Raw genomic sequence first — 24,046 nt, 5'->3', positions numbered from 1 at the left:
GGACCCACCGAGGCATCCAACCTATAGTTATTCACAGTTGGCTCCTAGCGGAACCAGCTCCAGCCCCTGGTCAATGTTCGATTGGCACCGCTGATCACGATTGCACTGGCGCTAACAGACGAAGACAATATTCCTTGAAAAGGAATGATTTCCCCACACCCGATACCCCCAGCAACCGCATGCTTTGAGGGTCGTCGTCGACGCCGCTGTCGGCATGGCAGTCGGCTAAACGTTCCATAGCTTCTTGGAACGCGGCAGTCTCGATACAGATCATGGTTCGTGCCCAACCAAGGTTTGGGGTGCGCGCACTACCGTAGTGAAGGAAGGGATGTCCTCTTCGCCGTGCGAGCGCGTTGGCGGTCGTTCGAGGGGGCCGGGCAGTGCGCCTATGGTCGATCTCTTGTTGGTGCCGGTTGAGCGCTTGCTTGAGGATTTACGGCGGGCTGACGCCGATGACGACGCATCGGTTGTTGCGCTCGACTCTTCGTCGGGCAGGCCCATCAGTTTGAGCACGTTGCGCCTGGCGCTCTGCGTCTTGGCATTTTCGAGGGCACGTGCAGAGTCGCGTGCTCTTTTGATCGCTTGGGAGATCGTGATCTTCTGGCCATGGTCGCCTGCCTTGCGCTGCAGCGCGCAGGCCAGCTTGACCTGGAAGGCGCTCAATGTCGCCTTGACCCGATCCGTGTTGGGCACCTGAAGGCGCTCCTTGGAGCGCGGATCCATCACCCAGATGAACGCCATGAGCGATCGGTTCAGACGAACTTGAACTGACATGCTCACGGCCTTTGAGTTAGGCTCTCTCGGCGTTTGACGCAGGATGGCTTGTAGATGGTCGCTGTTGAACATGCAGTTGTCCAGCTCGATGCCCTTGGTTGTCAGGTTGCAGGTGACAGCATCCGAACAAACGACATCCAACTCGCTCGGGTCCGTGGGAAACCGGATGGAGGTTGCGGCCGACGCACTGCGCCACAGCTCGTGCGGACTCATGCCAGCCCCCTGTGATTGCGGGTCATGTAGAAGTCGACGATCCAGATGTGGAGGCGTTTTTGCAGTTCGTGGAGGTCGATCACCGCGGCCTTAGCCGGGTCGCTATCCTTTGGACGCTTGTAAAAGTGCGAGCCGGTGGCGCCTGGCAGGCCCGTAAGCGCCGACTCGTTCAAGGTTCGGAAGAACCGCTCGATGCGGCCCTTGTACCAAGGCTCCTTGACCGGGCAATACTGCAGATCGATGCCGAGTTCGAGGCACGCCTGCTTGAGCGAATGAGAATGAAATTCCGGGCCGTTGTCGCACTTCAGGACCATGGGAACGCCGTGGCAGGGCCAGTCACCTTGCACCTCCGGGTACTTTTCTCGCAGGTAGGCCTTTGGAAGAATGGCGTGCCTAAGGCAATCCAGCACAGCTTGCGATGAGTTGCCGCCGAATCCCACATCGAACCCCATGATCGAACGGCTGAAGTGTTCGATGATCACGGTAAGCCGAGGGCGACCCAATACCAAGCCCGTCGCCTCGTCCACGACGTACAAGTCGAGCGTTGTATGGTCGATCTCCCAACATTCGTTAAGCCCATACAGCTCGGTGTTCCTGGCTGTTGAGCGAAAAACGGAGAGCGCATGAGCGGCGCCTTCCCGCGCAGAAGTGACCTCGAAACCGGGACGCCGGTGCAGGCACCGCACAAAGGTCGAGTACGAAGGGATTTTCAGGAGCTTTTCCTTGGGACGCCACTGGTTCTTCTCAAGAAGCTCTCCTTCGAAAACCTGGTACGCGGAGTTGATCGAGCAGCGCTCGGTCGTCAGGTAGAAGTTGTCTAGCACGGTGTTGAGCGCTTGCGTCACTTCGGGCGACATGCGCTGTTTTCCGGGCGCACCGCGGCGTTCGAAGTACGGCATGAACGCGGCAGGATCCCCGCCTTGCGATCTGACCTGGACTCGCCAGCGATTCAGGGTAGGAATGGAAGGCGCGCGCGCTTGGCCGAGCGTCTGGCGCACCGCCTCGAGCACCGCGCGCAGCGGCTCGCTGCGCCGGCGCAGGCTGAGCCCCTCGCGCTCGATGGCCGCCAGGTACTGCTCTCGCGCGTAGCCCTGTAGCTTGGCCGCTTCGCTGACATCGGCGGCCAGGCGGATTGCCACGGCGACCTTGCGCTCCTGCGTCTGGCGCCTCGCGCTCTTTATTCCCGTCAGGTTGCCCGATCTGTAGTGAATGTAGAGGGTTGCAACTTCCCAAAGACGCTCGTTGCCCTCTTCGTCGGCCAGCATCACTCGATCGGCGTCGATGATCGAGCGGATCGTGACGACCTTTTGGAACATCCTGAACTGCTTATTGGGCGTGAATGAAGTCAGCTGCATCGAAGCGCTCCTCGAGGGTATAGGTCAATGGCGTATCGGCAGCCAAAGGCTGGTGCATGTCGGCATAGACATGGCCTAGCGCGAGCATGCGCAGGGACGAAGTGGGTCCCAGCAGTGCATCAAGATCAGCCAAAATCGCTGGCTTGCTCTTGACCAGTTGCATGTAGTCTTGGGTGTCGCGCTCGCTTGAGCGGGCGGTGCGCAACGCCTGCGTGAGCATTCGGGCATTGCGTCGCGCGAAGGGACGGTCTAGCTGTGCCTCAGTGACAACAAAAAACAGCACGCCAATTTCCGCCAGATGCCACCGGATGGCGGTATGGCGCCCTTGGAGTTGCGCTTGCGTCACGTGTTTTGACGCGATGCATTCAATGCAGACGAGTTGACCGTCGTGCTTCATCGCAACAGCGTGCGGGGTGTGGCCAAAGTGCGTGCCGTCTTCCAGCGGCACATTCATCGTCGTGGGCCGGGTGCAGGCGTCCGCCACCAGCCAAGAAGCCTCAAGCCGGTACACGAGGTCCCACTGGAGGCCTGATTCCCAATGCATAGGGATGTTGAAGCGGGTGGACGGAAATATGCCCCGTACCCGACTGCCGCCTCGCGTGATCACGCATCGCGGGTGAGAGGACGGATCTTGCCCCACCAATTGGGCAAATCGACCCTGGAGAGATGTCGTCATACGACCTCCATAAATCAAACAGCAAAAGAAGACTACGGCGGGACGCTCGAAAGCGTCCACCGAATTGGCTCCAGGCTTGACTTGATGGTTTGCCGAATGCGATACTGAAAGTGCCCGTCCAAGGCCCGTCAGTAAAGCGACGGACTAACGCCGTCTAGCCCTTCGCGGTTAGATGGCGTTTTTTATTTCATGATGGTGCCTCCGAATTGATTTGTTCAGGTGGTGCTGTCTTCTGTGGCACGCTTTTCTGGGGCCGCAGCCAGTGTTCTTTCCCGCTCGATCCGCTCGAGCACCTCCGCAATTTCATTGGTCATCGCGAAAACACCGCGCCTATGCTCGATCGTGATAGGTGAAAAAGGCAGGATGCCTCGTTGGCGCGCCGTTTTTAATGCGGTCATGGTCGGGTAGTGCAATACCTCGCAAATGGCTTTGGCGTCCATGATCGGCCCATAGTGGGTCCAAAGAAATTCATGAATATTAGGTGCCATAGAGACTATTGGATTCTGATTGTTGCCGTTGGATTCAGAATTTCGACCGCATCGTAAGCTTCACTCCTGAAAAGTCAATCAAAAAATAGATGAACCTCCAAGCCATCGAGGTCACCTAAGAATTCATCGGTGAATCTGGTTTGTTGGTTGGATTTTTTTTGGTTGTCTATTAAATTGTTATTTTGGTTGAAGCTTGAGTTGTCGTTGCATCGGTAATCATGCATTGCGTTGCTCGAAAAAAATGCAGTGTGCGAAGGGCTCAAGTTGTCTAGAAACTGAAGCGACTGCCAACGATGTTCATCACGAACGCGGCACCCCGCAGCGCGGGCAGGCAAGGGATCCCTGTTGCCCTCACAGCCCGCGATGAAGGCGGATTTCCTCGGCGCGCGTGTCCCGCCAGTGCTGACGCACCCGCACAACGTCAACGAGCTCCAGCCCGGCGGCAGGCTCCAGATAGGTGCCCTGCTCAGTCTCGAACAACCAAGATGCTTGCTGCTGGCCCTTGAGGGCGCGGCATCGCCACAAGGATGTACATCGAGTGAACGCCGGTTCGCTCTCTCCGGTCATGTAGGCTGGAAGCAACGCGTACAGACGGGACTCCTGCCAGTGTCGCCCGCGCAGGATCTCGACCAGATTGTCAATTCGCGTCACGAGAAACCGGCTCCAGAACTGGCTGCCGTCCTCCGCCGGCGGAGGCAAAACCTCCGCATACCAAAGGGGCCCGTTCAGGCAGTGCTCGACCCACGGGAACGCGTGCACATGCGGCTCTTCAAAACCAGGAAATGGGGGCACCGCAATTTCGAACCGCTGGTCTACCTGCAGCATGAGAAAGTCCGTATGTGGAAGATCGTCCGTGGTGCAATAGTACGCATGGCTGGACCATTTTGTCCATGCCGGCCCCATCTCCAAAATATGCGCGCGATCCCGCGCTTGTTGCGCTTGGAGCGGCGATCAGATCCATGCGCAAGGCTCGCGGCATCTCGCAGGAGGAACTGGCCCATCGAAGCCAGGTGGATCGCTCTTACATGAGCAGCGTCGAACGAGGCACACAAAACCCGAGCATCATGGCCGTACTCTGTATTGCCAAAGGCATTGGGGTGTCGGTTGCGCAGCTATCCGCCGAAGCGGGTCTGTAGTCAGATTTCGAATGTGCCATGCGGCGGTCTCAGACTGACCGAAAGGCTAACCGGCTCCTCGGGTGTGTATTCGACGGACGGCGAAGCGAAGTGAGCAGCATCGGGTGGGTAATAGACGGAGGCTAGGGCCCCTTCTTCCAGTACTTTGGGGCCACGCTCACTGGGCGGCAGGTCCGCCGCCAAAATTGGGCGGCAACGCAATCTGCTCGTTTGCCGTCTTTTACCCACCGTACTTCTGATGGAGAGGTTCAAGCCTTTGGTGCGGGCGATTGAGTCTTGCTCGCGGCAGCCCCCACGAATCATCCAAGCATGAAAAAACCGTCCTGGGGCAGTTTTTTTCCTAAGCAGAAGTCAACTTAGTGACGCCACAAAGGCGGAGGGGTGCGCAGATGGTCGTCGTTCGTGGCGGGCTGTCAATGGAGCGCGATCGCACACCAAAAAATGTCCTATGAGCGACGACCGGAGTTTTAATGCCTCGTTGCAAGCACGCTATTCGATTCGAGGCGCTAAGGGCGCCGCATCGAGGTGGCATAGCACCTGCACGCTCAATTTACCCGTGAGACGGGCACGGTCTGCTATGCCAAGCGCTAGTTGACATAGCCGTCAAGATGACTATTAATGCGGACCCAAGGTCATCTTCGCTCGGCGAGAAAAATGGGGATGGCGCCGCCCGGCAACGGGTTCCACCTGGAGTGGAATAGCGCAGAAGCCACAAGCGCCAAGAGAGCCTCGCATGCGACGGCCGCCCCTTCAAACGGGCGGCCGTTGTCTTTTTGGCTGCGGATTTTTTCGTCGTAAACGGCTGTATTGAGCAGTCCGTGAGGCACATCTCGCTGGCGTTGTCCAGCTACGAGCGAGCCGGATCTTCGGGCGCGCAGTCTTCACCTGGCAGATGCGGTTCTTCCATTTCACGTCTTCGCTGATGTCGAGCTGCGGTAGGGAACCCCCCGCATCCCGTTGAAGGCAACCTGTTGATTTCCATCCGGAAGTGATCCACTTGGCTGGGTCAGGATTCCATGAAAATCAACAGCCTAAGTCATTGATTTCTCAGGAATTGCAATTCCATTCCGAGTGAAAAAATTCCAACCCCAATGAAAATCGACATCGACACCCCACCGCAGAGGCCCATGGACGCCGCGCTGGGGTGAAGGCCGGCCGTACGGCCTCAAATTCATTCATGAAAAATCGTGCTATTAAGATAATTCTTATTATCACAATAGTAGCATTTCATCGATAAAGTGGCAGCATGAAAAATGTGCCGGCTGTGAAAATGGGGCAAGAACTGCTGAGTGACGGATTCCCAGGTGCGGGCGCACTCGCAGCCCTGCGCGCTTGGTACGCCGGTCTGAGCGCCCGCGCCGCGGTGGCGCATTACCTTGTTCAGCTCAAGGAAGAAGGGCAGTCTTCACGGACCATGATCAGTGACATCCGGCGTCAATTGGCCCGCTTCGCAAGGGCCCGGCATCGAGAAGATCTGGCCGGCCTGATAGAGCATCCAGCCGCAGAGCGCGAGCAGCGCGGCCGCGCAGTTGTCGAAGCAATCGAAGTATTGCGGTGCCTGCCGATGTGCGAGCCGCTGGTGACAGACGACGTCCAGCGGTGGCTTCCGGCGCGTGCGGCCCGCGCATTGAAGGCACGTGGCATCAAGACCTTGGCCGATCTGACAGTGCGGATTCCGCGCCGGCGTCGCTGGTGGATTGCTATTCCCGATTTGGGGGCCACAAGCGCCAGGCAGATCGAGAATTTCTTCGCGGCCCACGCTGAACTTACCGAGCGCGCAAGAGCACTGGTGCCGCTTGGTCTACACCCTGACGTGGTCCCATGGGAAATGCTCTGTGTGCCCAGCAATGTCGATGGCTCACGCGGGAAGTTTCGAGCGCCTACAGCCACCTGCGCCCTGAGCGCAAACAACGACTATGAGGCCGTGCAGGCCTGGCTCGCGCTCCACGAGTCTGTTGCGACCCAACGGGCTTATCGCAAGGAGGCCGAGCGATTGATTCTTTGGGCCGTTGTCGAGCGTGGCAAGGCCGCGTCGTCGCTCACGACCGAGGATGCCATCATGTACCGTGCTTTCTTAAGAAACCCCGCGCCTCGCGGGCGCTGGGTCGGACCAGCACGGCCTCGGACGGCAAGCGACTGGCGGCCTTTCAGCGGAGGTCTGTCGCCGCGGTCTACGGCTTATGCACTGTCAGTGGCGGGGGCGATGTTTCGTTGGCTCATCCAGCAGCGCTATACATTAGCCAACCCGTTCGCAGGTATCAAGGTGCGTGGCGTTTCGCATTCGGGACTACAGGTCGCTGCGCGCGTCTTCAGCGAGAGGGAATGGGTTTCGATCCGAGCGGTGGCCGAAGGGCTGGAATGGGGCCACCAGTGGGAAACGACGGCTGCACAGCGAGTGAGGTTTGTGCTCGATTTCGCGTACGCCACAGGCTTGCGCATCAGCGAGCTGGTGAACGCTACGCTGGGGCAGATCGAGGTCGACAGCCATGGTGACCATTGGCTGCATCTTGTTGGCAAGGGCAACAAAGTCGCGAGAGTGGCGCTGCCGCCCTTGGCAAGAGGCGCATTGGACCGATATCTGATGCAACGCCGACTACCAGTCACTCCGGCGCGATGGGACTCGCGAACCCGCTTGATCGGCAGCATTGAACCCGACAGCACGGCTAGCATTACGCCTGCGCGGCTGTGGAGCATTCTGCGGCGCTTCTTCATGAAAGTTGCCGATGTCATCGAAACGGAGAGCCCGGTGACGGCGGAAAAGCTACGGCGCGCCAGTCCGCATTGGATGCGTCATACCCATGCCACGCACGCCTTGGCGCGCGGTGCCGAGTTGACTGCCGTGCGCGACAATTTGCGGCATGCCTCGATTCAGACGACCTCGACCTACCTGCATGGGGACGAGGTCAAGCGGGCACGGCAGATGGAGGCAGTTTTCGGTGTTGATCCGCTAAGTCGACGCGCCCTCTCCTCGGATTGATTCGACCTCACCGACATAACAAGCAGTTGACTGGCGTCAGTGTCAGACTTTATCGCTGTAGGCCCGGTCGGCCTCCAAGCCGCGGTCGGTGTCGACCAGACCGCGCTCCACGTCCTTTAGAGCTTGGCGTCCTACCTCGGGCGGACGGCCATCCTTGGTTTCCTGGCTGTCGGACGACTGGTCGCGCTCATGTGGCAGGCGGGGTACGGACTCGCCGCCTTGTTCGACCTTGGTCTCGCCGCCACCTGTAGCTTTCACGGCATCTTCCGGTTCACTCGGTGGGTGTTTACGCGTGGGTTTGCTCATGCAATCGCTCCTTCGGTTCGTTCGCCTTGAAGGAGCGTGCCCTGCGACAGAGGGCCCTGCAGTAGGACATGCGTGGCAGGCGCTGTAGGTGGCCGCTCGAGCGCTATGAACCCCTCGGCGGCGTGCACGGCGAGGATATCTGCAGGATCGCGGGTATCGAGCGCGTCGTGAGCGAGTTCGATGACAGTACCGCGCAGCGCCGGATTCGCTGTTGGCTGCAAGATGGCTTCGAGCGCCGCGCCGATACGCGCTCCCGCTGTACGAGGGAACGACGACACCGGTCATCGGATGCCCTCGCGCTCAGCTACCGAACGGCCGTCGCGCGTCCAGACCTGGAGCACGAAGTCGTCTTCCTGGCCTCGCAGGAGGCCAAGGCGAAGCTGCTGCCCGCCTTGAGCCCCGGCAATGTCGAAAGGGCGATGTCGGCCCCCGTGACCGCAGTGCTGGCGCACGACACCCGCTTCTTTCGTCGCGCGGCCCAGTTGTTTCCGCACCGGCCGGCGATCTTTGACGGATTCGCTGCCGATGCCGCGCTGGCCGGGACCACCGCATTTCGCAACGGATGCCTGCAGGCAGCCCATTTGATGATCGCGGCACGCGCACTCGGGCTCGACTGCGGGCCCATGTCCGACTTCGACGAGGCGGCGGTCAATCGACTGTTCTTTCCGGACGGCGACGTGCAGGTCAACTTTCTCTGCAACCTGGGCTACGGTGATGCGAGCAAGATTTTCCCGAGGCTTCCGAGGCTTTCATTTCTGGACGCCTGCTCGATTCGCTAGCGTTCTTGCAGGGGGATCGGCAGGTCGCCCGCTCGTGAACGTGGCGGCCGCTGCAAGGAACGCAGTGGCACGCGGCCTCATGCTAGTCAAGCCTTGTCGAGGAAGCCGCCGGCCGGCGCCTTATGTGGCAGGTCCCACCCGAAGTAGACCTCGATCTCGACGATCCGGGATCCTCGTAGCGTAAGAATCTCGGTGTTGCGAAAATGCCGGTCGCCAGCGCTTCGCGCCTCATAAGTGACAAACACACGCTCGCCGACGGGTGTGAAATGCACGAACTCGAACCCTTCGGTGGTTTCGCTGTTGGGCCAGCAGCGAGCGAAATAGGTCGTCCGGTCAATCCGGTTGTCGAGTGGGCTGGTGAAGTGAAAATCGTCGGCGATCAGCGCCTCGATCGCAGCGCAGTCCTTCTTGACATACGCTTCATAGACCGCACGGGCGATCGCCTCCGCATCATTCGTCATGTTCATCTCCTTGCTCCGAGTCGAGGGTAAGCAACGCCTGACCGCGTTGGAACTCGAAAGGCACCAATCCGCGCATCGACGATTTGCCAATGCCAAGGAATCAATTCACGGTGTCTTGCGCGATATGAAGTTATCAAGGCAGCGCATTCCGGTCTGTTCGTTGTCCAACAGACCCGGATGCGCTGCCTGGTTGCCCAACGTTTGCTGTCAGTCCTGTGCGTCGGTGTACCTGCGCGTCCGGCTAGGAAATTTTCGGCCCGATCAAGCTTGGCGAAAAGGTCCGGTTCCACGTGGAGAGCATGAAAGGCAAGCCCGCTGTGAGGCACCTGAAGGCCGCGCGCTGACTGCGGTGCTCTTGGCAATCGCGAATACGCAGCGCTTCAGCTCGAGCTTCGCGTGCAGTTCGCGAGGGGCTGACCGCAGAAGTCGACGTCCTACGCCGGCGTGGGCGCATCACTGGTCCCGGCCCAACGCACAGGGAAGACCATTCGACCAGATTCATGCCACTTGGATCACGACGCAAGGAGTTTTCGATGACCACGCAGAAATCTGCCACCGAGTTGAGCGTTGCGGCGAGCAAGCCGTATCCAAACGACAGCGCCGAATACCGCGAAGCACGTGTCGCTCTTCTTGCCGAGGAGATTGAACTCAGGCGTCATATCGAGCGCGTTGCCGCGCAGCGTCGCGCGCTGCCGCTAGGCGGGGAGCCGCGAAACTACCAGTTCAACGACGACACCGGCAAGACGATTGGATTGACGGACCTGTTTGGCGTTCACGACACGTTGGTCACCTACTTCTGGATGTATGGCCCTGAGCGAGAGCGGCCGTGCCCGATGTGCACCTCGTTCCTGGGCTCCATCGACACTCCCTCCGGCGATATCTCGCAGCGCGTTGCCATTGCGGTGATCGGTCGGTCGCCGGTAGTGCGGCAACTGGCCTTCGCGCGTGAACGCGGCTGGCAAAACCTGAAGTTCTACGCATCGGTCGGCGATGACTTCGCGCGCGACTACCGCGGCTTGGCACCCGACGGCAGCGAGTGGCCCGCCTTGGACGTGTGGGTCAAACGCAATGGCCAGGTGCGGCACTTCTGGGGTTCCGAACTCGGCGGTACCGCCGATCCGGGGCAGGACGCGCGGGGCGCGCCTGATCCGACACCCCTGTGGAACATTCTCGACCTGACCCCCGCAGGGCGCGGTTCCGATTGGTACCCGAAGCTCGACTACGCGAACGCGTCCTGAGCGCGCAAGGAGAACGACCCATGGCGATCATCGGTAGCTGCCACTGCGGCAAGACAGGGTTTCGCATCGACGCCGAAATCCCGACGCAACTCACTCGCTGCACCTGCTCGCTCTGCGCGAAGCGAGGCGCCTTGCTGGCGTACTGCGAACCAGCCCAGTTCCATGTGACCACGCCAGCGACCGATGCGGTCTATCGCTGGCAAACGAAACAGGTGGCGCATCACTTCTGCCCTGACTGCGGGTGCGCCACCTTCAGCGACAGCCCCGCCTTCGAGGCCGATGGCAAATGGGACGGCATCAGCCGGCGTATCGGCGTCAATGCCCGGTTGTTCGACGATTTCGATGCGGCGCTCGCCTCGATCATCGTGATCGACGGAAAGCACCTCTGGTAGTCGTCGGCGGCATGGGGACCGTTTGCTTCTTCACCATCCACCAGCGGCGCCGTCCACTGACGCAAGAAAAATCGTCCCCAGGGTTCTCGGATCAGCCCCGCTCATAGTGACCGGGCATGCGACGACCATTTTCGCCGCGGTGGGCTGGTACCCAGACCCTGTGCCCACGGTGGTGCTCTGCCATTGCGTTTCGCTCCGCTTGACGGCGCTCCATCTCGCTGCCGCCCCTGTCGCGCTGTTCGATGGCACGTTGCATCATGGCGTCGTGATCCATTTCGCGCTCTTGACGGCGCTGCTCAATGGGCTGGCTCATCGCAACTGCGGATAAAGCGCAAGCCGCAACGGCAATCAGTACTTTTTTCATGATCGGTTCCTTTGTTGCACCGCGAAGCGGTGCATGCGTCAAGCTATGCGCGCCCGTTCCGGGTGCCTGTAGGTAATTGGCTTCACTGCTGGCCCGTTGCAGAGCCGAGTGATCGTTTGTGCTGAGCGGGCGCCCGCGACGAGCCAGCATTGCCGGCCAGCGATACCAGGCCTTCGTCGCAGCGCTTTTCGGCAATTGACTGTTCCGGATTCAAGAGCGCGAGCCCGTAGCTTTGCGCGGCGCGTTTATCGAGACTCAGCATCAATACCGCGAAAGATGGTGCTGTGGCCGCAGTGCTAAATGCGTCCCGTCAGCAGCAGGACGATCACAACCAGCAGGACGACGCCGAGAATTCCGCTCGGACCATAACCCCAGCTGCGACTGTGCGGCCATGACGGAAATGCCCCGATCAGAACCAGAATCAGGATGATCAAAAGAATGGTGCCAATGCTCATGAGTAGCTCCTTGGTTTTTGCTCTGCACCAAGCTACCAAGGCGGCACATTCCGGTCTGTTCGATATCGAACATATGTCAATGAGGCCGTAGTAACGTAACCAGCATCGCCACCACGGCAATCCCCATCATGGCCGTGGCCAACCAGCCCAGGAGCGCTAGTTTTTTCGAGATGGTGAACCGCCCCATGACTTCGCGCCGCACAGCCATCAGCATGATCACGACCATGATTGGCACCGAGATGACGCCGTTGATGACGGCGCTCCAGTACAGCGCCTTGATGGGGTCGATCGCAGTGAAGCCCAGAGCCACCCCGAGCAGTGTCGAGATGGCGATGATTCCGTAGAAACGCTTGGCCCTCATGGGCGCGCGCTCCAGGCTGTTCTTCCATTTGAATGCGCCCGCCATGGCATAGGCGGACGCCCCGGCCAGGACCGGGATCGCGAGCAATCCGGTGCCGATGATGCCGGCGCTGAACAGCATGAACGCAAACTCGCCCGCAATGGGGCGCAGCGCCCGGGCCGCCTGCGCCGAGGTTTCGATCTCGGTGACGCCGTGCAGATGGAGCGTGACGGCCGTGGTCAGGATGATGAAGAACGCCACCAGGTTCGAGAACCCCATGCCGATGCAGGTATCGATCCTGATGCGTCGAAGATGCGGCTGCGCCTGCTCGGGCGCTTTGATCAGTGGTTCGGCCAGCGGGTCTGCAAGCTGCTCCTCGACCTCTTGGGAGGCCTGCCAGAAGAACAGATAGGGACTGATGGTGGTGCCGAATATGGCCACCACGGTGGTGATGTACCCCGCACTCCAGGACTGGCCGGGCACCAGCGTGCTGACGATGACCTGCCGCCAGGGGATGTGCACGACGAATGCCGTGGCCACGTACGCCAGCAGCCCCAGAGTGAGCCATTTGAGAATGCGAACATAGCGGCGGTAAGGAATGAAGACCTGCAGCAGCAGCGAGCCGACCCCGAAGGCGACGGCATACAGTTGCGCCGGGCCGCCAACGATCAGCTTCAGCGCCTCGCCCATCGCGGAAATATCGGCGGCGATATTGGTCGTGTTGGCGATCAACAAGAGGCCGACCACTGCATACAGGAGCCACGCCGGGTAGTGACGGCGGATGTTGGTGGCCAGTCCATGGCCACTCACCCGCCCGATCCTTGCGCTCACCATCTGGATGCCAACCATCAGGGGGTATGTCAGCAGTACCGTCCACAGCGTGCCGAAGCCGAACTGCGCGCCCGCCTGGGAGTAGGTGGCAATACCGCTTGGATCGTCGTCAGCCGCGCCCGTGATGAGCCCCGGGCCCAGCTTCCTGAGCCAGGACTTTTCAACGCGGTGAACACTGGCTGGAGAGTCGGGCATGGCGTCGAACTTTCAACGTGCCTGGTCGTCTGGTGACCGGTGTCAACGCAGCGCGTCGGTGTAGGCCTTCCGATCGGCCGTGTAGCAGCCGCACGCGGCGGCTTCCAGGCCGCGACGGTCGAGTACCCGGAGGTCGCCGCGCTGATACGCAATCAGCCCACTGCGCTGCAGGGCGTTGGCAGCCAGGGTGATACCCACGCGTCGCACGCCGAGCATGTAGGCCAGGAATTCATGCGTCACGCGAAAACTATCGGATTGGGCACGGTCCTGGCTCATCAGCAGCCACCGGGCCAGCCGTGGACCGATCTGGTGGAAACGAAGACATGCGGCCGAGGTTGTCAATTGGGCCATCAGCACATAGAGGTAGCGGTTCAGCACGCGCTGCAAGGCCGCGCTGCGTTCGAGCTCCTTTCGGAAGGCTCTGGCTTCAACGCGCCATGCCGTCCCTGTGCCTTGCACAACCGCTCGCAAGGGCGTCGTGGCCACCCCCAGCACCATCTGCGCTCCCAGCATGCCCTCGCACCCTACCATTCCGACTTCGAGCTCGGGGCTGCCGCCGGTCACGGTCAGAAGTGAAATGAAGCCTTCAGTCGGGAAATAGGCGTGGCGCGTGGACTCTCCGGGCGTGCAGAGCACCTCGGTCAACACCAAATCAGCAGGTTCGCAGATGGCGAGGAAGCGCCGACGGTCCCTTGCGGGGAGTAGTTCGATCAGTTGATTTTCGACGGCGGTCAATTCGCTCTCCGGTGCGTTGGCTACCCCTTCCTTCGGAAGGGGGCGAACCGAAGGTCGTGCGTGGCCAGATGCTGCACCGATCGGTGCTACGAGTCTGCAACCTGCGCTGAAAAGTCTCTGTTCGATAGCGCACACAGCGAGTTGGCGTGAGCAGGCGCCTGATCAACGTCATCAAGATCCTCTATGCCGCCATCGCCTCAGGCAAAAGCCGGTCGTATTCCTTCTTGACCACCGCGTAGCATTCGCAGGTGCGTTGCTCCAAGCCTTGTCGATTCAGCACTGAAATGCGGCCACGCGCGTAGCGAATCAACCCGGCGTCCTGAAGCTTGAGCGCGCTTTCGGTCACGCCTTCGCGGCGCACGCCGAGCATGTTGGCGATCAACTCCTGCGTCATCAGGAGTTCGTTTCCTTCCCGTCGGTCCAGGCTCAGCAGCAGCCAGCGGCAAAGCTGTTGATCCAGGGAATGGTGTCGGTTGCAGACAGCCGTCTGCGCCATCTGCGTGATCAGCGCCTGGGTGTAGCGCAGCAACAGGTGAAGGATAGGAGGACGTGTGAATTCATCCTTGATGGCCTGCGCCCTCAGTCGAAATCCTTGCCCCGCACTTTGCACGACCGCGCGGCTGGGCGTGGATTCGCCGCCCATGAACAACGAGATACCGACGATGCCCTCGTTGCCAACCACGGCAATCTCGGCCGATGCACCGTTTTCCATCACGTACAGCAGCGAAACGATGGCGCTGGTCGGAAAGTAAACGTGGGCCAACGTGATGCCCGACTCGTACAGCACCTGGCCCAGCGGCATTTCCACCGCTTCGAGTTGTGGCAGCCAGCGTTGCCATTCGGCATCGGGCAGGGACGCCAACAGGTGGTTTTTCCTCGGGTTGATCGCAACGGACATCGCGCTCTCCAGGTGGCTCTGGAGATGAATCGGAATCCGGGTTTCAGGTGCAGAGTCTTTCTCAGTATAGGCACCGGCAACATTTTTTCTGCGCTATCGCACAAGTCAAGATTTTCATGAATGCGCCAGTCGTTTCACACCCGATGGCACCCCGACGTTCAGTGCGAATCACGGGGTCGGGAGCACCGTTTTCTTCCACGAGCAGGATTTTTCGCGGGAGATGGCCAAAGCGCCCTCGCGGGTGATTGTGTGCACAAATACCGCCTCTGTCGCGAATGCTCTCGGGCCGCCTTGCGTTTCGAGAGTCACTTCGATCATGCCGCTTGCAACCAACCGCTTCGCCGCCGCAACATCCGCCGATAACGTGAGCCACCGAGGCGGTGTCATGCGTTCGATCCGCATCAGCAATTGAATGTCCATAGGAGTCCTTTGGGAGCACAGAACGACGGAGCCTGGTCATTGGAGCGAGTGGCGCGGCAGGCAAATGGTGAAAACGCAACCGGTGCCTGGCGCGTCTCGAACAGTCAAAGTGCCCAAATCGGCCTCAACGCTTTGGCGCGCGATGGAAAGGCCTAAGCCAAGACCCGTCTTGTCATGGCTGTGCTGATTGAAGGGCGCAAACATCTTGGCGGCGCTGCCCGGCGGTAGCCCTCCGCAGTGGTCTTCGACTTCGATCAGCACGTGATCGCCAAGCTCATAGGCCTTCAGGCCGACTTCGGTATAGGGGTGCGTGAACTTGAACGCGTTCTGCAGGAGGTTTGCCAATGCAGCAAGCAGCAGTTCGCGATTTCCCCGGATGGCCAGAAGGGGAGCGACAGACTGCACCTCGAAGGCGCAGCCTGCGGCGATTGCTACGAGCTGGGCCGAGGTTTCGGCTTCCTTAATGAATGCGGCGATGGAGAAGGTCTGCCGCTGTTCCGGCGCGCCGCTGCGCACCTCGGTTAGGGCCCGACTGATCAGGGTGCCCATCGCTGACAGACTGCGCTTCAATACGGCCCCGGTGGCGCCGCCCACCGTCATGTTGCCGAGTTCAAGGGCGTGGATCGCCAGCGTTGCCGTACCCAAGGAATTGCGCAGTTCGTGAACCAGGAACCCCAGACGCTCGGTTGCGTCAAGGCTTTGCTGACGGGCAATTTGCGTGTCTCGCTGGGAACTGAACTCGGTGACAGCGTCCGCGATGGCGTTGTCCAGGCACCGATTCAACGTCCGGAATTCCGTGACGGCGAACGGTGCGTCGCGCTCAAAGGCCATGTCTGTGATCGCTTGGCAAAGATCGCCATAGTCGTGGACAACTTGGTCTACGGTGTAACCCAGCTTCAGCAGCTCCTTGCCGTGAGCTGTGGCGCTCACCCCCATTTCTGAAAGGAGCAGTGAATCACCGCCTGAAGGCCCTGAGATTCGGATGCTGTCGGCAGGCTTATCGTCTTCTTCCGCCGCAAGGGTTCTTATCAGTTGTTCGAGGAACAGCGGGATGCCGTTTGCCAACTGATGCTCCGTGGCGGCGCGGCGAGGCCTTTGTGCGACCTTCGATTTGCACCGTGAAATCAGCTCTTCTCGGTTGTTGATGAGAAAGTTGCGCATATTCCAAGACCTCGACGGCTTTCGCCTGATTCACTCAATGAATGTCGCCTTCCTTGTTTGGCAGGCGCAGGTCCATCGTTAGCTGGTCGAGGTGGAATTGTCTGTGCGGTGGCGAACGTACGTTGCACGCTGCGGCCAAAGCCGAGCGCGGACTGCCTCCGGCGCCGGGAGGAGGAGAAAAGAGCGGCAAGCGCCTTGGTTATGGGGCGGCTTGTCCTATGTTGGTGGCAAACCAGCGAAAGATCTTGGTCGGATTTTTCCAATCCTTTGTGTTCCGAATGAACAGAAATCCGGACGCTGCGTTGCCGATTGCGTCGATGGGAATGCCGGCGGCTTGCAACGCTGCCGCTTCTGCTTCAGCACTCATGTTGAGCGGCAGCTTCAGAGTGATGGTCGCGTTGTGGATGACTTGCTTTGGCACTGCTTTTCCTCCCGAGAGTGCGCTGGCACGTTAGGAAAGCTGGTGAAACTGGTCTGTGCGGTTCCGCACGTAATGAGTGCTCTTTTTCATCAAGAGCAGGTTCTGAAGAAGCGCAGGTGGCGCCCCACGGTAGCCCAACACGCGGGCGGTGGTACGTGACCACTGCGCGCGGAACAGGCGTAAAAATGCCCGCTTGAGGCGGGCACTGAAACGTCAGGAGTTCAGGATTTGCCGTGCTGCTTGGGGTCGGCTTGATGAGGCTCCGACTTGTGGAGCGGCTGGCCCTGCTGCTTTTGCTTCTCCGGCTGAGATTGGTCCTGTTGTTTCTGCGGCTGTTGGGCCGGCTTCTTGTCTTGGTGGCTGGACATAGAAGGATTCCTGGTGGCGCAGCGATATTGACTGCCAGTCCATTCAGCTACAACGACACCTTGTGGCTGTAGGCATTTGTCGGGATAGGGGGTAAGAGGTTGCGGGCTGCACCAGTCACTTCCAGTGGGCTGAACCTTCCGTCCGAGGGCAGCCTTTGAGGTGGCTTCTTCATCGACACTTGTCGGACAGTGACGGCCCGCCAGCATCGAGGCTCCGCTCTTGATGGGCGAGCGCCGAAGCTACCCCTACCAGCGCTGGATGGCCGTCAACCAGATCATGGCGTGACTCGGGCGCTCGGTCTGTGTGCTAGCGCACGGTCCAAACCTCCTCCCAGCGGTAGTGTCACCGTTCCAACTCCAACCAGCCCGAAGCGACTGTCCGCAAAAGGCTAACAAATGAACTACCACCTGGTAGTCCAAGTTTTTGTCCGCATCCCCACCGGGTCTGGATTCCATGGAGATCAACACCCGTCGCCTTCTCGAGTCCTATATGGCGGCGATAGGGCTTAACGTAGCGGGTGCCGTTGGCGAAAGCCAACTCCAGAGACTCATCTCCGAGTGATACGCACTTGATGCGCAGGGCTGCGACTACCTCGCTCAAGCGTCCCATTCTGGCAGGAGGTCATGTTCCCGTTGCAGCCAGTTGCTCCAGCGTCTGTCCAGCCTCGAGCGCCTCCCTCAACCATCGCGGCCGGGGACCGAAACCGGACCAAGTGTTTCCAGCTTCATCTCGATACGTAGTGGCACTGCGCTTTTTTGCGGGCATGGCTTTCGCGTTCTTCGACGCCTTTCTTGCCTTTGCCGGCACCGAGCTCCTCGAAGAGGCGAAGTCTTGCAGCGATTTTCCTTCAGCAATCGCTGTCCTCAGCCACTGCGGTCGAGGCCCGCGACCGCCCCACGTGTTGCCAAGACCATCTGAGTACGCCGGGGCATTTGCACCGCTGACCTTCTGGGCCTTGGTCCTCGTGACTCGCAGCGTCGCGCCATAGCCGAGTTGCTCTGCAGTCAGGCCGTAATGCGCGATCGCCTCCTTGATGCGAGCAACGACTCCTTCCACTTCTTGTGCTCGAAGCTCGTCTGCCTGGCGTTGCAGCGTCTCGATTTGACGCTGGATTTGAGCGTAACTTTTTTGAGCCATGGCTATACCTAATTTGTTTGATTCTGGGGCACGACTTTAATCCGCTCTGGCAATCCGATAGCCACAAAGAAAAAGGCCCCGCAGGGCCTTCTCTTGGCATGCATTGCTGCTTGCCTGGCGAGTCTCTGTTGCCTCTGCACCGCAGAACCCAATGGGCAGCACGTCCGTATTGCACTCGCTCTCGAAACGTCTTGTCGGCATTCTACGGTTGGGCTGCTAGATCCAAGTTGGTGTTCTTGCTGATGCGGAAAGCGTGCCTTGCCTGTGGTGTCAACAACACTGTGGCAGTCGACCGCGCGGTAGTCCGCGACCGTGAGATCTGGGCCCTGAGGCGCTGGTCCGGCGTGGCAAAACTCACCAACTGTGATCCGACCGTCTCACTAACTTTGATCAGAACTCACTAACTTTGACTCCCTACATCTGATCGGGCGTGCAGCGGCAGGCCTTCGATGCCGCACCGAGATAGCCGCAGGGACAAGGGTTCATGGCCGCGATCAGTTGGAAGCGCGCGGGAAATTCCGCGCGGCGTGCGGCGCGGGCAATGGTGATCGTGCCGGTCTCCAGCGGCTCGCGCAGTGCTTCCAACGCGGCGCGAGCGAACTCCGGAAATTCATCGAGAAACAGAACGCCATGGTGGGCCCGCGAGATTTCGCCCGGCCGTGGCGGAGAGCCTCTGTAAGCAACGTCGATAAATGCGAATGGCCCCAAATCTACGGCCGTTGTATGCGAATCGCTCGAGTGGTTATGGCGCGTGCAGGTTCGAAGCGCGTCATTCCACTTTTGCTGTGGCGTCGCTCCTTCGCATAGCTGTTCGAGAGCACATGACGGCTAGTTTGCGTTCGAGTCCCTCACCCTAGTCACCCCGAGTTGCCCTGCCGCGGAGATCACCCGCAGACTTGCTGAGCGCCATTCCGAAACACAACGAACGCGCTCCTGCTGCGCATCGGCCAACGCCTTCTGAGTACTTAGAATCTCCAAGACATCGGCAGCCCCCTTCTCATACTTGCGTTGCGCGCTTGCCAAAGAAGACAGCGCAGTTCGCAGCAAGCGGTCCGAGGCTTCCAGGTTTCTGAGCGCGGCTGCGGCATCTGAGTACGCCTGAACCACCTCCATGGCCACGCGATGCTCCACGTCCAGCAACTCGGCGGCACGCTGCTCAACCAGCGCATCAGCGCCTCGAATCTTGTAGGTGCGTGCGAAGCCTTCAAAAATCGGCAGGTTTAGCGTCACGCCCACCAATCGCTCGCGCGTCTGCACCGTGCTCAGGCCTTGGCCAGGGCGCCCGTTCTGGTAGAACGAAGCCGAAAGGTCGAGCGATGGCAGCCCTTCCGAACGCGCGACATCGGCACGCGCCTGGGCCGCATCGATCTGGGCTCGCGCAGCCTCGATCGCTGGATGGCGTTGTTGTGCCAGTGCCAACCAGTCTGCGAGAGACGACGCCAGTTCCTCGGTCTTCGGTGGCCCAAGCGGAACCAGGCTCACCATCGCACCAGGCGGTGCACCTATCGCGTAGACCATGACAGCCTTCGCCTTGTTCAGATCGCCTTCGGCGCGGCTCATTTCAAGAGCTGCGCGTGCCAGGGTAGTCTCGGCCTGCAGTGTGTCCCCGTTCGATCCTGCGCCCCGAGCCTCCCGCCGACGGGCCGTCTGCAAGGTGCCGGTGGCAATCGACACCGCTTCCTGTTTGGCCGCCAATGCCGCCTGCGCAGTCTGCACATCGAAATAGGCTTGAATCACAGCGGTGAGGGTCTTCTGCAACGTCGCGTCGTGGGTGGCTGCAGCGGCCTCCAACAAGCTCTTCGCCGCGCTCAGATTCGCCGCACGCCCCCCAAAATCCAACAGGCGCCAGGTGAGCGCGGCGTAGACGGTATTGCCTGCCGTGCGCGTCGCGGCGTTCTTGCTGCCCGGAAACCAGGTCTTGTCGTCCAGCCGGCTCACCGAACCCGTCAAGGTCGGCAGATAGGCCGCCTTCGCTTCGCCGACCGTACCCGATTGCACCTTGATCGCGGCCCAAGCCGCGCGCACCTGGGGGTTGCTGCACATCGCCAGATCGATCGCAGCCTCCAGCGATAGCTGTGCCGGAATCTCCGGGGACACGGCACAGGAGAACGATACGGTGTCACCAGGAAGCACCGCACCGTCTTGCAACACAGACGGCGTGGCCTGCAAAGGATCACGCAGGACATCGGCGCGCAGGACACCGTCCAGATCAAACGCATTGGCGTTGACCATTCCCCCCAAACAGAGCGCCCAGAGCACCACTGCGCAGGCTCGGGGAACTCGTGGAAGACCGCTTCGCCTGCCGCTGCTGGCGCAGCTCACCTCAGCGTTCACGCAAGCTCTCATGGGCCTCCTGCAGCAGCGGGCTGAGCACATACTCAATGACTCGGCGCGTGCCGGTCTTCACTTCGACGTTCACCGACATTCCAGGGCTCAGCGTCGCGGGCTTGCCATCCACCTGAAGCGTCGAGGTGTCAAGCAGCACCTTGACCGCGTAGGTCAATCTCTTCTTTTGGTCCTGCTGCTTCTCGTCTTCGATGGCGTCGTGCGAGACATGGGTCACTTTGCCCGGAAGGGTGCCGTACTTGGTGTAGTCGAACGCATCGACCTTGACTTGCGCCTCCTGGCCTTCGTGCACGAAGCCGATGTCCTTGTTCTCAAGGACTGCCTCGACCTCTACCGAGTCTTGCTGCGGCACGATCAGCATCAATGGCTGCGCAGCAGGCACCACGCCGCCGACCGTATGCACCGTGAGCTGCTGCACGGTTCCGTCGACGGGGGCGGTGAGTTTGAGCAAGCGACTGTGCGACGCGGCACGTGTGGCATCCTGCCGCGCACCGTTCTCGACGCGACCGCCTTCCGTCAATGCGTCGAGGGCATCTTTCTTGGTCTGGGCGATCAACGCCGTGCGCTGGTTGCGTGCATCTGCGAGCTGCCCTTGCAGCTCGACGCGCGCACGCTCCTTGTCGAGGTAGGCGTGCGTGGACACATCGTGGCTCTGCACCAGCTCCTTGTAATCGCGCGCCTGCTGGGCGGCCAGTACCAATGCCTCACCGTACCGGTGGATGTCTCCATCGATGCGATCCAGCTTGCCGCGGAAGTCCCTGTATTGCCCCTCGAGGTGGCTCTGTTCAGCGCGCCACTGCTCGGGTGGAACCTCCTCAAGAGGGGGCAGTCGCGGCACACTCAACGCATCGACACCCTTGATCAACGCCTTGGAGCGTGCAGCTTGCAAGGCGGCCACTGCCGCATCACCGGATGCCTTGTCGCGCTCGGCATCGGACGCGCTGGTGTCCAGTTCCAGCAGCGGCTCGCCGGCTTTGACGAATTGACCTTCGACCACATGCAGCGCATGCACGCTCGCGACATCGACTGATGCAATGCTCTTGGTTCGCCCGCTGGGGATCACCTTGCCCGTCGCATTCACGACGATGTCGATTTTTCCCAGGATCGACCACGCGAGCACGGCGACGACCAGGGTCATCAAGACGCGCCCCGTCCAGCGCGCGGTGGACGAGACAGGGCGTTCCTGTAGCGAGAGCGCCGCTGGCAGAAACGCAGCCTCATCTTCGTTGAAGATGCCCTGGCTGCCGTCGTGGCGCCGCGCCCAGTGGACTGCGAACACGGCGCGATAGTGGGCCAGCAGGCCGCCGTAGGCCTGCGCACGTTGACGAAGGCTCATTGTGCTGCTGCTCCGGCCGGCTGAACGGCTGCCAACGACGTCATCAGCGCACGCTCGCCGGAGGCCGCCTCGATGCCGCCCGACTGCAGGTTGTAGAGGTGCCGGTAGATGCCATCACCGATGCCCAGCAATTCGGAATGCGTGCCTTGCTCGGCGATCTGTCCGCGCTCCATCACGATGATCCGATTCGCCTCGCGCACGGCCGAGAGCCTGTGGGCGATGATCAGGACGGTACGCCCCTTGCAGATCAGGCGCATGTTGTCCTGGATGATCTTCTCGGACTCGTAGTCCAGCGCACTGGTCGCCTCGTCAAAAATCAGGACGCGCGGATTGGAGATCAACGCGCGCGCAATGGCAACCCGTTGGCGTTGCCCGCCTGACAGGCCCGTGCCGTGCTCGCCCACCATCGTGTCGTAGCCTTCGGGCAGTTCGCTGATGAACTCATGGGCGCCAGCCAGTTTGGCGGCCGCCATGATGGCCTCGATGGGCAAGGCCGGGTTCGACAGCGCGATGTTGTCGCGGATGCTGCGGTTGAACAGCATGTTCTCCTGCAGCACCACGCCGATCTGCTGTCGCAGCGAGGCGGTGTCGATCAGTGCGAGATCCTGTCCGTCGACGAGCACCCGTCCCCGATCGGGCACATACAGGCGCTGAACGAGCTTGGTCAACGTGCTTTTGCCTGAGCCGGAACGCCCGACGATGCCGATCACTTCGCCAGGCTGCACCTTGAGATTCACTGCGCGCAGCACATCGGGCGCATCGGGGCGATAGCGAAACGACACCTGGTCGAACTCGACTTCGCCGGAGATTCTGGGAATGCGGGTCTTCTGGCCTGCAACCTCGGTGCGTGCATTGAGGATGTCGCCCAGGCGCTGCATCGAGATGCCCACCTGCTGGAAATCGTTCCAGAGTTGCGCCAGCCGGATGATCGGCGAGGCCACCTGGCCGGCCAGCATATTGAACGCGACCAACTGGCCCACGGTCATCTTGTTGTCGACCACCAGCGTGGCACCGATCCACATGATCGCGGCGGTGACCAGTTTGCTCACCAGCGTCACGCCGCCCCCGGCCACCATGGCGACGTTGGTGGCAGACAGGCCCGCGGAAACATAGGAGGCAAGCTGCTTGTCCCACTTCTGGGTCCAGCGCGGCTCCACAGCCATGGCCTTGACCGTGTCGATGCCGGTGATGGTTTCGACGAGGAACGACTGGTTCTCGGCGCTGCGGTTGAACTTCTCGTTCAGACGTGCTCGCAGGATCGGGGTGAAGACGGCCGAAAGGACGGCGTACAACGGAATCGACGCCAGTACGACCAGTGTGAGCCAGACGCTGTACCAGAGCATGACCCCCAGAAAAACGAAGGAGAACAGCAGGTCCATGACCAGCGTGATCGCGTTGCCCGTCAGGAAAGAGCGGATGTTCTCGAGTTCACGGATGCGCGCGACCGAGTCCCCCACGCGCCTGGCTTGGAAGTAGGCGATGGGAAGAGACAGCAGGTGCCGAAACAGCCGAGCGCCCAGCTCCACGTCGATCTTGCTGCTGGTGTGCGCGAAGACGTAGGTGCGGATGCCGGTGAGCAGAGCTTCGAACAGCGTCGCGCACAGCAAGCCGATGGCGATGACATTGAGGGTCTTCATGGCGTGGTTGACCAGCACCTTGTCCATGACGACCTGGAAGAACATCGGTGTGACCAGACCGATGAGCTGCAGCACGAGCGAGATCAGCACGACCTCACCCAGGAGCTTGCGGTATTTGATGACGGCGGGGATGAACCAACTGAAATCGAACTTGGCGATGTCGCCGGCGTAGGTGGCCTTGGATGTGAAGAAGATCAGGTCGCCGGACCACTGTGCCAGGAAGCTATCCAGAGACAGCACTTGCGGTGCTTCGCCTGCTCGCTGGATCAGGATGCGCGCCGAGGCACTCGGTGGTTGTCCCTCCACCGGGGCACCGGCGTCGTACTTGCCGACGATCAGGAACCGTCCTTCACGATCCGTGGCGACAGCGGGCAGCGGCGCGCGATTCAGTCGATTGGGTGGCTGACGCACGAGCTTGGCGGCCAAGCCCAGCTTCTTGGCGGCCAAGAGGATGGTCTGTGCGGTGAACAACTCTTGACCGAACTCGTGGCGAAGCTGCGCCTCATCAACGGCCACGCCGTGGTAGCCCGCCATCATCACGAGCGCGAGAAGTCCGGTGTCCATATCGTCCCTGGAGTCGTCATCCGTCGCGGGTGTGCGGATGCT

General features: G+C 60.7%; 26 protein-coding genes and 1 pseudogene. 5 read left to right on the top strand and 22 right to left on the bottom strand.

Going from position 1 to position 24,046, the window contains the following annotated elements:
- Positions 1-270 precede the first annotated feature (270 nt).
- From ACSFB7_RS37275 to ACSFB7_RS37255, 5 genes are all read right to left on the bottom strand, one after another.
- Entirely contained in the window at positions 271-987 is a 717-nt protein-coding gene (locus tag ACSFB7_RS37275; protein WP_435477367.1) for a hypothetical protein, read from the bottom strand.
- A complete protein-coding gene (locus ACSFB7_RS37270; RefSeq protein ID WP_435477366.1) occupies positions 984-2,342 on the bottom strand; it encodes a DDE-type integrase/transposase/recombinase in 1,359 nt (452 codons plus the stop codon). Before ACSFB7_RS37270 ends, ACSFB7_RS37275 begins: the two co-directional genes overlap by 4 nt.
- Positions 2,314-3,018 carry a hypothetical protein gene (locus ACSFB7_RS37265; protein WP_435477365.1) on the bottom strand — a complete coding sequence of 235 codons (705 nt, stop codon included), beginning with the start codon at positions 3,016-3,018 and terminating at the stop codon, positions 2,314-2,316. Before ACSFB7_RS37265 ends, ACSFB7_RS37270 begins: the two co-directional genes overlap by 29 nt.
- Before the next feature lie 215 nt (positions 3,019-3,233).
- Positions 3,234-3,458 (bottom strand): hypothetical protein, encoded by a 225-nt coding sequence (locus ACSFB7_RS37260; RefSeq protein WP_435477363.1) that lies wholly within the window; start codon positions 3,456-3,458, stop codon positions 3,234-3,236.
- Between the two features lie 399 nt (positions 3,459-3,857).
- The gene (locus tag ACSFB7_RS37255; RefSeq protein WP_435477362.1) at positions 3,858-4,331 is read right to left on the bottom strand and encodes a hypothetical protein; all 474 of its coding nucleotides are present in this window, start codon (positions 4,329-4,331) and stop codon (positions 3,858-3,860) included.
- A 65-nt stretch (positions 4,332-4,396) separates the two neighbouring features.
- On the opposite strand from ACSFB7_RS37255, the gene ACSFB7_RS37250 reads away from it, so the two are divergent.
- Complete coding sequence (locus ACSFB7_RS37250; protein ID WP_435477361.1) at positions 4,397-4,642, top strand: helix-turn-helix domain-containing protein; 246 nt, start codon at positions 4,397-4,399, stop codon at positions 4,640-4,642.
- 1,264 nt (positions 4,643-5,906) lie between these two features.
- Complete coding sequence (locus tag ACSFB7_RS37245; RefSeq protein WP_435477369.1) at positions 5,907-7,619, top strand: phage integrase family protein; 1,713 nt, start codon at positions 5,907-5,909, stop codon at positions 7,617-7,619.
- A 42-nt stretch (positions 7,620-7,661) separates the two neighbouring features.
- Here the strand turns inward: ACSFB7_RS37245 and ACSFB7_RS37240 are convergent, their stop codons facing one another.
- A complete protein-coding gene (locus ACSFB7_RS37240; protein WP_435477360.1) occupies positions 7,662-7,925 on the bottom strand; it encodes a hypothetical protein in 264 nt (87 codons plus the stop codon).
- A gap of 68 nt (positions 7,926-7,993) precedes the next feature.
- On the opposite strand from ACSFB7_RS37240, the gene ACSFB7_RS37235 reads away from it, so the two are divergent.
- A complete protein-coding gene (locus ACSFB7_RS37235) occupies positions 7,994-8,704 on the top strand; it encodes a malonic semialdehyde reductase (RefSeq protein WP_435477359.1) in 711 nt (236 codons plus the stop codon).
- Between the two features lie 86 nt (positions 8,705-8,790).
- Here ACSFB7_RS37235 and ACSFB7_RS37230 read toward each other — a convergent pair whose 3' ends face one another.
- Positions 8,791-9,165: a nuclear transport factor 2 family protein gene (locus ACSFB7_RS37230; RefSeq protein WP_435477358.1), complete on the bottom strand. Its 375-nt coding sequence runs from the start codon at positions 9,163-9,165 to the stop codon at positions 8,791-8,793.
- A 533-nt stretch (positions 9,166-9,698) separates the two neighbouring features.
- On the opposite strand from ACSFB7_RS37230, the gene ACSFB7_RS37225 reads away from it, so the two are divergent.
- Positions 9,699-10,403, top strand: a complete 705-nt coding sequence (locus ACSFB7_RS37225; protein WP_435477357.1) for a DUF899 family protein — start codon at positions 9,699-9,701, stop codon at positions 10,401-10,403.
- Between the two features lie 20 nt (positions 10,404-10,423).
- On the top strand, positions 10,424-10,795 hold the full coding sequence (locus tag ACSFB7_RS37220; protein WP_435477356.1) for a GFA family protein: 372 nt from the start codon (positions 10,424-10,426) through the stop codon (positions 10,793-10,795).
- A gap of 91 nt (positions 10,796-10,886) precedes the next feature.
- Here the strand turns inward: ACSFB7_RS37220 and ACSFB7_RS37215 are convergent, their stop codons facing one another.
- The 15 genes and pseudogenes from ACSFB7_RS37215 to ACSFB7_RS37145 form a co-directional block, all read right to left on the bottom strand.
- Positions 10,887-11,159 (bottom strand): hypothetical protein, encoded by a 273-nt coding sequence (locus ACSFB7_RS37215; RefSeq protein WP_435477355.1) that lies wholly within the window; start codon positions 11,157-11,159, stop codon positions 10,887-10,889.
- 82 nt (positions 11,160-11,241) lie between these two features.
- Entirely contained in the window at positions 11,242-11,421 is a 180-nt protein-coding gene (locus ACSFB7_RS37210; RefSeq protein WP_435477354.1) for a hypothetical protein, read from the bottom strand.
- A 34-nt stretch (positions 11,422-11,455) separates the two neighbouring features.
- Positions 11,456-11,614 (bottom strand): DUF3309 family protein, encoded by a 159-nt coding sequence (locus ACSFB7_RS37205; protein ID WP_435477353.1) that lies wholly within the window; start codon positions 11,612-11,614, stop codon positions 11,456-11,458.
- Positions 11,615-11,690: 76 nt separating this feature from the next.
- Positions 11,691-12,980, bottom strand: coding sequence for an NRAMP family divalent metal transporter (locus tag ACSFB7_RS37200; protein WP_435477352.1), 1,290 nt, complete (start codon positions 12,978-12,980; stop codon positions 11,691-11,693).
- A 42-nt stretch (positions 12,981-13,022) separates the two neighbouring features.
- Positions 13,023-13,715, bottom strand: a complete 693-nt coding sequence (locus tag ACSFB7_RS37195) for a Crp/Fnr family transcriptional regulator (RefSeq protein ID WP_435477351.1) — start codon at positions 13,713-13,715, stop codon at positions 13,023-13,025.
- A 181-nt stretch (positions 13,716-13,896) separates the two neighbouring features.
- Complete coding sequence (locus tag ACSFB7_RS37190; RefSeq protein ID WP_435477350.1) at positions 13,897-14,613, bottom strand: Crp/Fnr family transcriptional regulator; 717 nt, start codon at positions 14,611-14,613, stop codon at positions 13,897-13,899.
- A 168-nt stretch (positions 14,614-14,781) separates the two neighbouring features.
- The gene (locus tag ACSFB7_RS37185; RefSeq protein WP_435477349.1) at positions 14,782-15,033 is read right to left on the bottom strand and encodes a type 2 periplasmic-binding domain-containing protein; all 252 of its coding nucleotides are present in this window, start codon (positions 15,031-15,033) and stop codon (positions 14,782-14,784) included.
- A 36-nt stretch (positions 15,034-15,069) separates the two neighbouring features.
- Complete coding sequence (locus ACSFB7_RS37180; RefSeq protein WP_435477348.1) at positions 15,070-16,194, bottom strand: sensor histidine kinase; 1,125 nt, start codon at positions 16,192-16,194, stop codon at positions 15,070-15,072.
- 199 nt (positions 16,195-16,393) lie between these two features.
- The gene (locus tag ACSFB7_RS37175; RefSeq protein WP_435477347.1) at positions 16,394-16,615 is read right to left on the bottom strand and encodes a hypothetical protein; all 222 of its coding nucleotides are present in this window, start codon (positions 16,613-16,615) and stop codon (positions 16,394-16,396) included.
- A gap of 221 nt (positions 16,616-16,836) precedes the next feature.
- Positions 16,837-16,983 carry a hypothetical protein gene (locus ACSFB7_RS37170; protein WP_435477346.1) on the bottom strand — a complete coding sequence of 49 codons (147 nt, stop codon included), beginning with the start codon at positions 16,981-16,983 and terminating at the stop codon, positions 16,837-16,839.
- Between the two features lie 622 nt (positions 16,984-17,605).
- The gene (locus tag ACSFB7_RS37165) at positions 17,606-18,121 is read right to left on the bottom strand and encodes an H-NS family nucleoid-associated regulatory protein (RefSeq protein ID WP_435477345.1); all 516 of its coding nucleotides are present in this window, start codon (positions 18,119-18,121) and stop codon (positions 17,606-17,608) included.
- A 417-nt stretch (positions 18,122-18,538) separates the two neighbouring features.
- Positions 18,539-18,862: pseudogene (locus ACSFB7_RS37160) on the bottom strand (ATP-binding protein); the annotation flags it as partial.
- Positions 18,863-18,949: 87 nt separating this feature from the next.
- A complete protein-coding gene (locus ACSFB7_RS37155; RefSeq protein WP_435477344.1) occupies positions 18,950-20,353 on the bottom strand; it encodes a TolC family protein in 1,404 nt (467 codons plus the stop codon).
- 91 nt (positions 20,354-20,444) lie between these two features.
- On the bottom strand, positions 20,445-21,803 hold the full coding sequence (locus tag ACSFB7_RS37150; RefSeq protein ID WP_435477343.1) for an HlyD family type I secretion periplasmic adaptor subunit: 1,359 nt from the start codon (positions 21,801-21,803) through the stop codon (positions 20,445-20,447).
- Complete coding sequence (locus ACSFB7_RS37145) at positions 21,800-24,004, bottom strand: type I secretion system permease/ATPase (RefSeq protein WP_435477342.1); 2,205 nt, start codon at positions 24,002-24,004, stop codon at positions 21,800-21,802. Before ACSFB7_RS37145 ends, ACSFB7_RS37150 begins: the two co-directional genes overlap by 4 nt.
- Between the last annotated feature and the right edge of the window lie 42 nt (positions 24,005-24,046).

Origin of the sequence: Variovorax raffinosi, from assembly GCF_051216615.1 — a bacterium.
Taxonomy (GTDB): domain Bacteria; phylum Pseudomonadota; class Gammaproteobacteria; order Burkholderiales; family Burkholderiaceae_C; genus Variovorax.
This window is presented reverse-complemented; position numbering and strand designations above follow the sequence as displayed.

What these genes read in the sequence shown, in the direction of transcription:
- ACSFB7_RS37275 (WP_435477367.1), bottom strand. Translation starts at nt 987, where the DNA reads ATGAGTCCGCACGAGCTGTGGCGCAGTGCGTCGGCCGCAACCTCCATC.
- ACSFB7_RS37270 (WP_435477366.1), bottom strand. Translation starts at nt 2,342, where the DNA reads ATGCAGCTGACTTCATTCACGCCCAATAAGCAGTTCAGGATGTTCCAA.
- ACSFB7_RS37265 (WP_435477365.1), bottom strand. Translation starts at nt 3,018, where the DNA reads ATGACGACATCTCTCCAGGGTCGATTTGCCCAATTGGTGGGGCAAGAT.
- ACSFB7_RS37260 (WP_435477363.1), bottom strand. Translation starts at nt 3,458, where the DNA reads ATGGACGCCAAAGCCATTTGCGAGGTATTGCACTACCCGACCATGACC.
- ACSFB7_RS37255 (WP_435477362.1), bottom strand. Translation starts at nt 4,331, where the DNA reads ATGCTGCAGGTAGACCAGCGGTTCGAAATTGCGGTGCCCCCATTTCCT.
- ACSFB7_RS37250 (WP_435477361.1), top strand. Translation starts at nt 4,397, where the DNA reads ATGCCGGCCCCATCTCCAAAATATGCGCGCGATCCCGCGCTTGTTGCG.
- ACSFB7_RS37240 (WP_435477360.1), bottom strand. Translation starts at nt 7,925, where the DNA reads ATGAGCAAACCCACGCGTAAACACCCACCGAGTGAACCGGAAGATGCC.
- ACSFB7_RS37235 (WP_435477359.1), top strand. Translation starts at nt 7,994, where the DNA reads ATGCGTGGCAGGCGCTGTAGGTGGCCGCTCGAGCGCTATGAACCCCTC.
- ACSFB7_RS37230 (WP_435477358.1), bottom strand. Translation starts at nt 9,165, where the DNA reads ATGACGAATGATGCGGAGGCGATCGCCCGTGCGGTCTATGAAGCGTAT.
- ACSFB7_RS37225 (WP_435477357.1), top strand. Translation starts at nt 9,699, where the DNA reads ATGACCACGCAGAAATCTGCCACCGAGTTGAGCGTTGCGGCGAGCAAG.
- ACSFB7_RS37220 (WP_435477356.1), top strand. Translation starts at nt 10,424, where the DNA reads ATGGCGATCATCGGTAGCTGCCACTGCGGCAAGACAGGGTTTCGCATC.
- ACSFB7_RS37215 (WP_435477355.1), bottom strand. Translation starts at nt 11,159, where the DNA reads ATGAAAAAAGTACTGATTGCCGTTGCGGCTTGCGCTTTATCCGCAGTT.
- ACSFB7_RS37210 (WP_435477354.1), bottom strand. Translation starts at nt 11,421, where the DNA reads ATGCTGAGTCTCGATAAACGCGCCGCGCAAAGCTACGGGCTCGCGCTC.
- ACSFB7_RS37205 (WP_435477353.1), bottom strand. Translation starts at nt 11,614, where the DNA reads ATGAGCATTGGCACCATTCTTTTGATCATCCTGATTCTGGTTCTGATC.
- ACSFB7_RS37200 (WP_435477352.1), bottom strand. Translation starts at nt 12,980, where the DNA reads ATGCCCGACTCTCCAGCCAGTGTTCACCGCGTTGAAAAGTCCTGGCTC.
- ACSFB7_RS37190 (WP_435477350.1), bottom strand. Translation starts at nt 14,613, where the DNA reads ATGTCCGTTGCGATCAACCCGAGGAAAAACCACCTGTTGGCGTCCCTG.
- ACSFB7_RS37185 (WP_435477349.1), bottom strand. Translation starts at nt 15,033, where the DNA reads ATGGACATTCAATTGCTGATGCGGATCGAACGCATGACACCGCCTCGG.
- ACSFB7_RS37180 (WP_435477348.1), bottom strand. Translation starts at nt 16,194, where the DNA reads ATGCGCAACTTTCTCATCAACAACCGAGAAGAGCTGATTTCACGGTGC.
- ACSFB7_RS37170 (WP_435477346.1), bottom strand. Translation starts at nt 16,983, where the DNA reads ATGTCCAGCCACCAAGACAAGAAGCCGGCCCAACAGCCGCAGAAACAA.
- ACSFB7_RS37165 (WP_435477345.1), bottom strand. Translation starts at nt 18,121, where the DNA reads ATGGCTCAAAAAAGTTACGCTCAAATCCAGCGTCAAATCGAGACGCTG.
- ACSFB7_RS37155 (WP_435477344.1), bottom strand. Translation starts at nt 20,353, where the DNA reads ATGGTCAACGCCAATGCGTTTGATCTGGACGGTGTCCTGCGCGCCGAT.
- ACSFB7_RS37150 (WP_435477343.1), bottom strand. Translation starts at nt 21,803, where the DNA reads ATGAGCCTTCGTCAACGTGCGCAGGCCTACGGCGGCCTGCTGGCCCAC.
- ACSFB7_RS37145 (WP_435477342.1), bottom strand. Translation starts at nt 24,004, where the DNA reads ATGGACACCGGACTTCTCGCGCTCGTGATGATGGCGGGCTACCACGGC.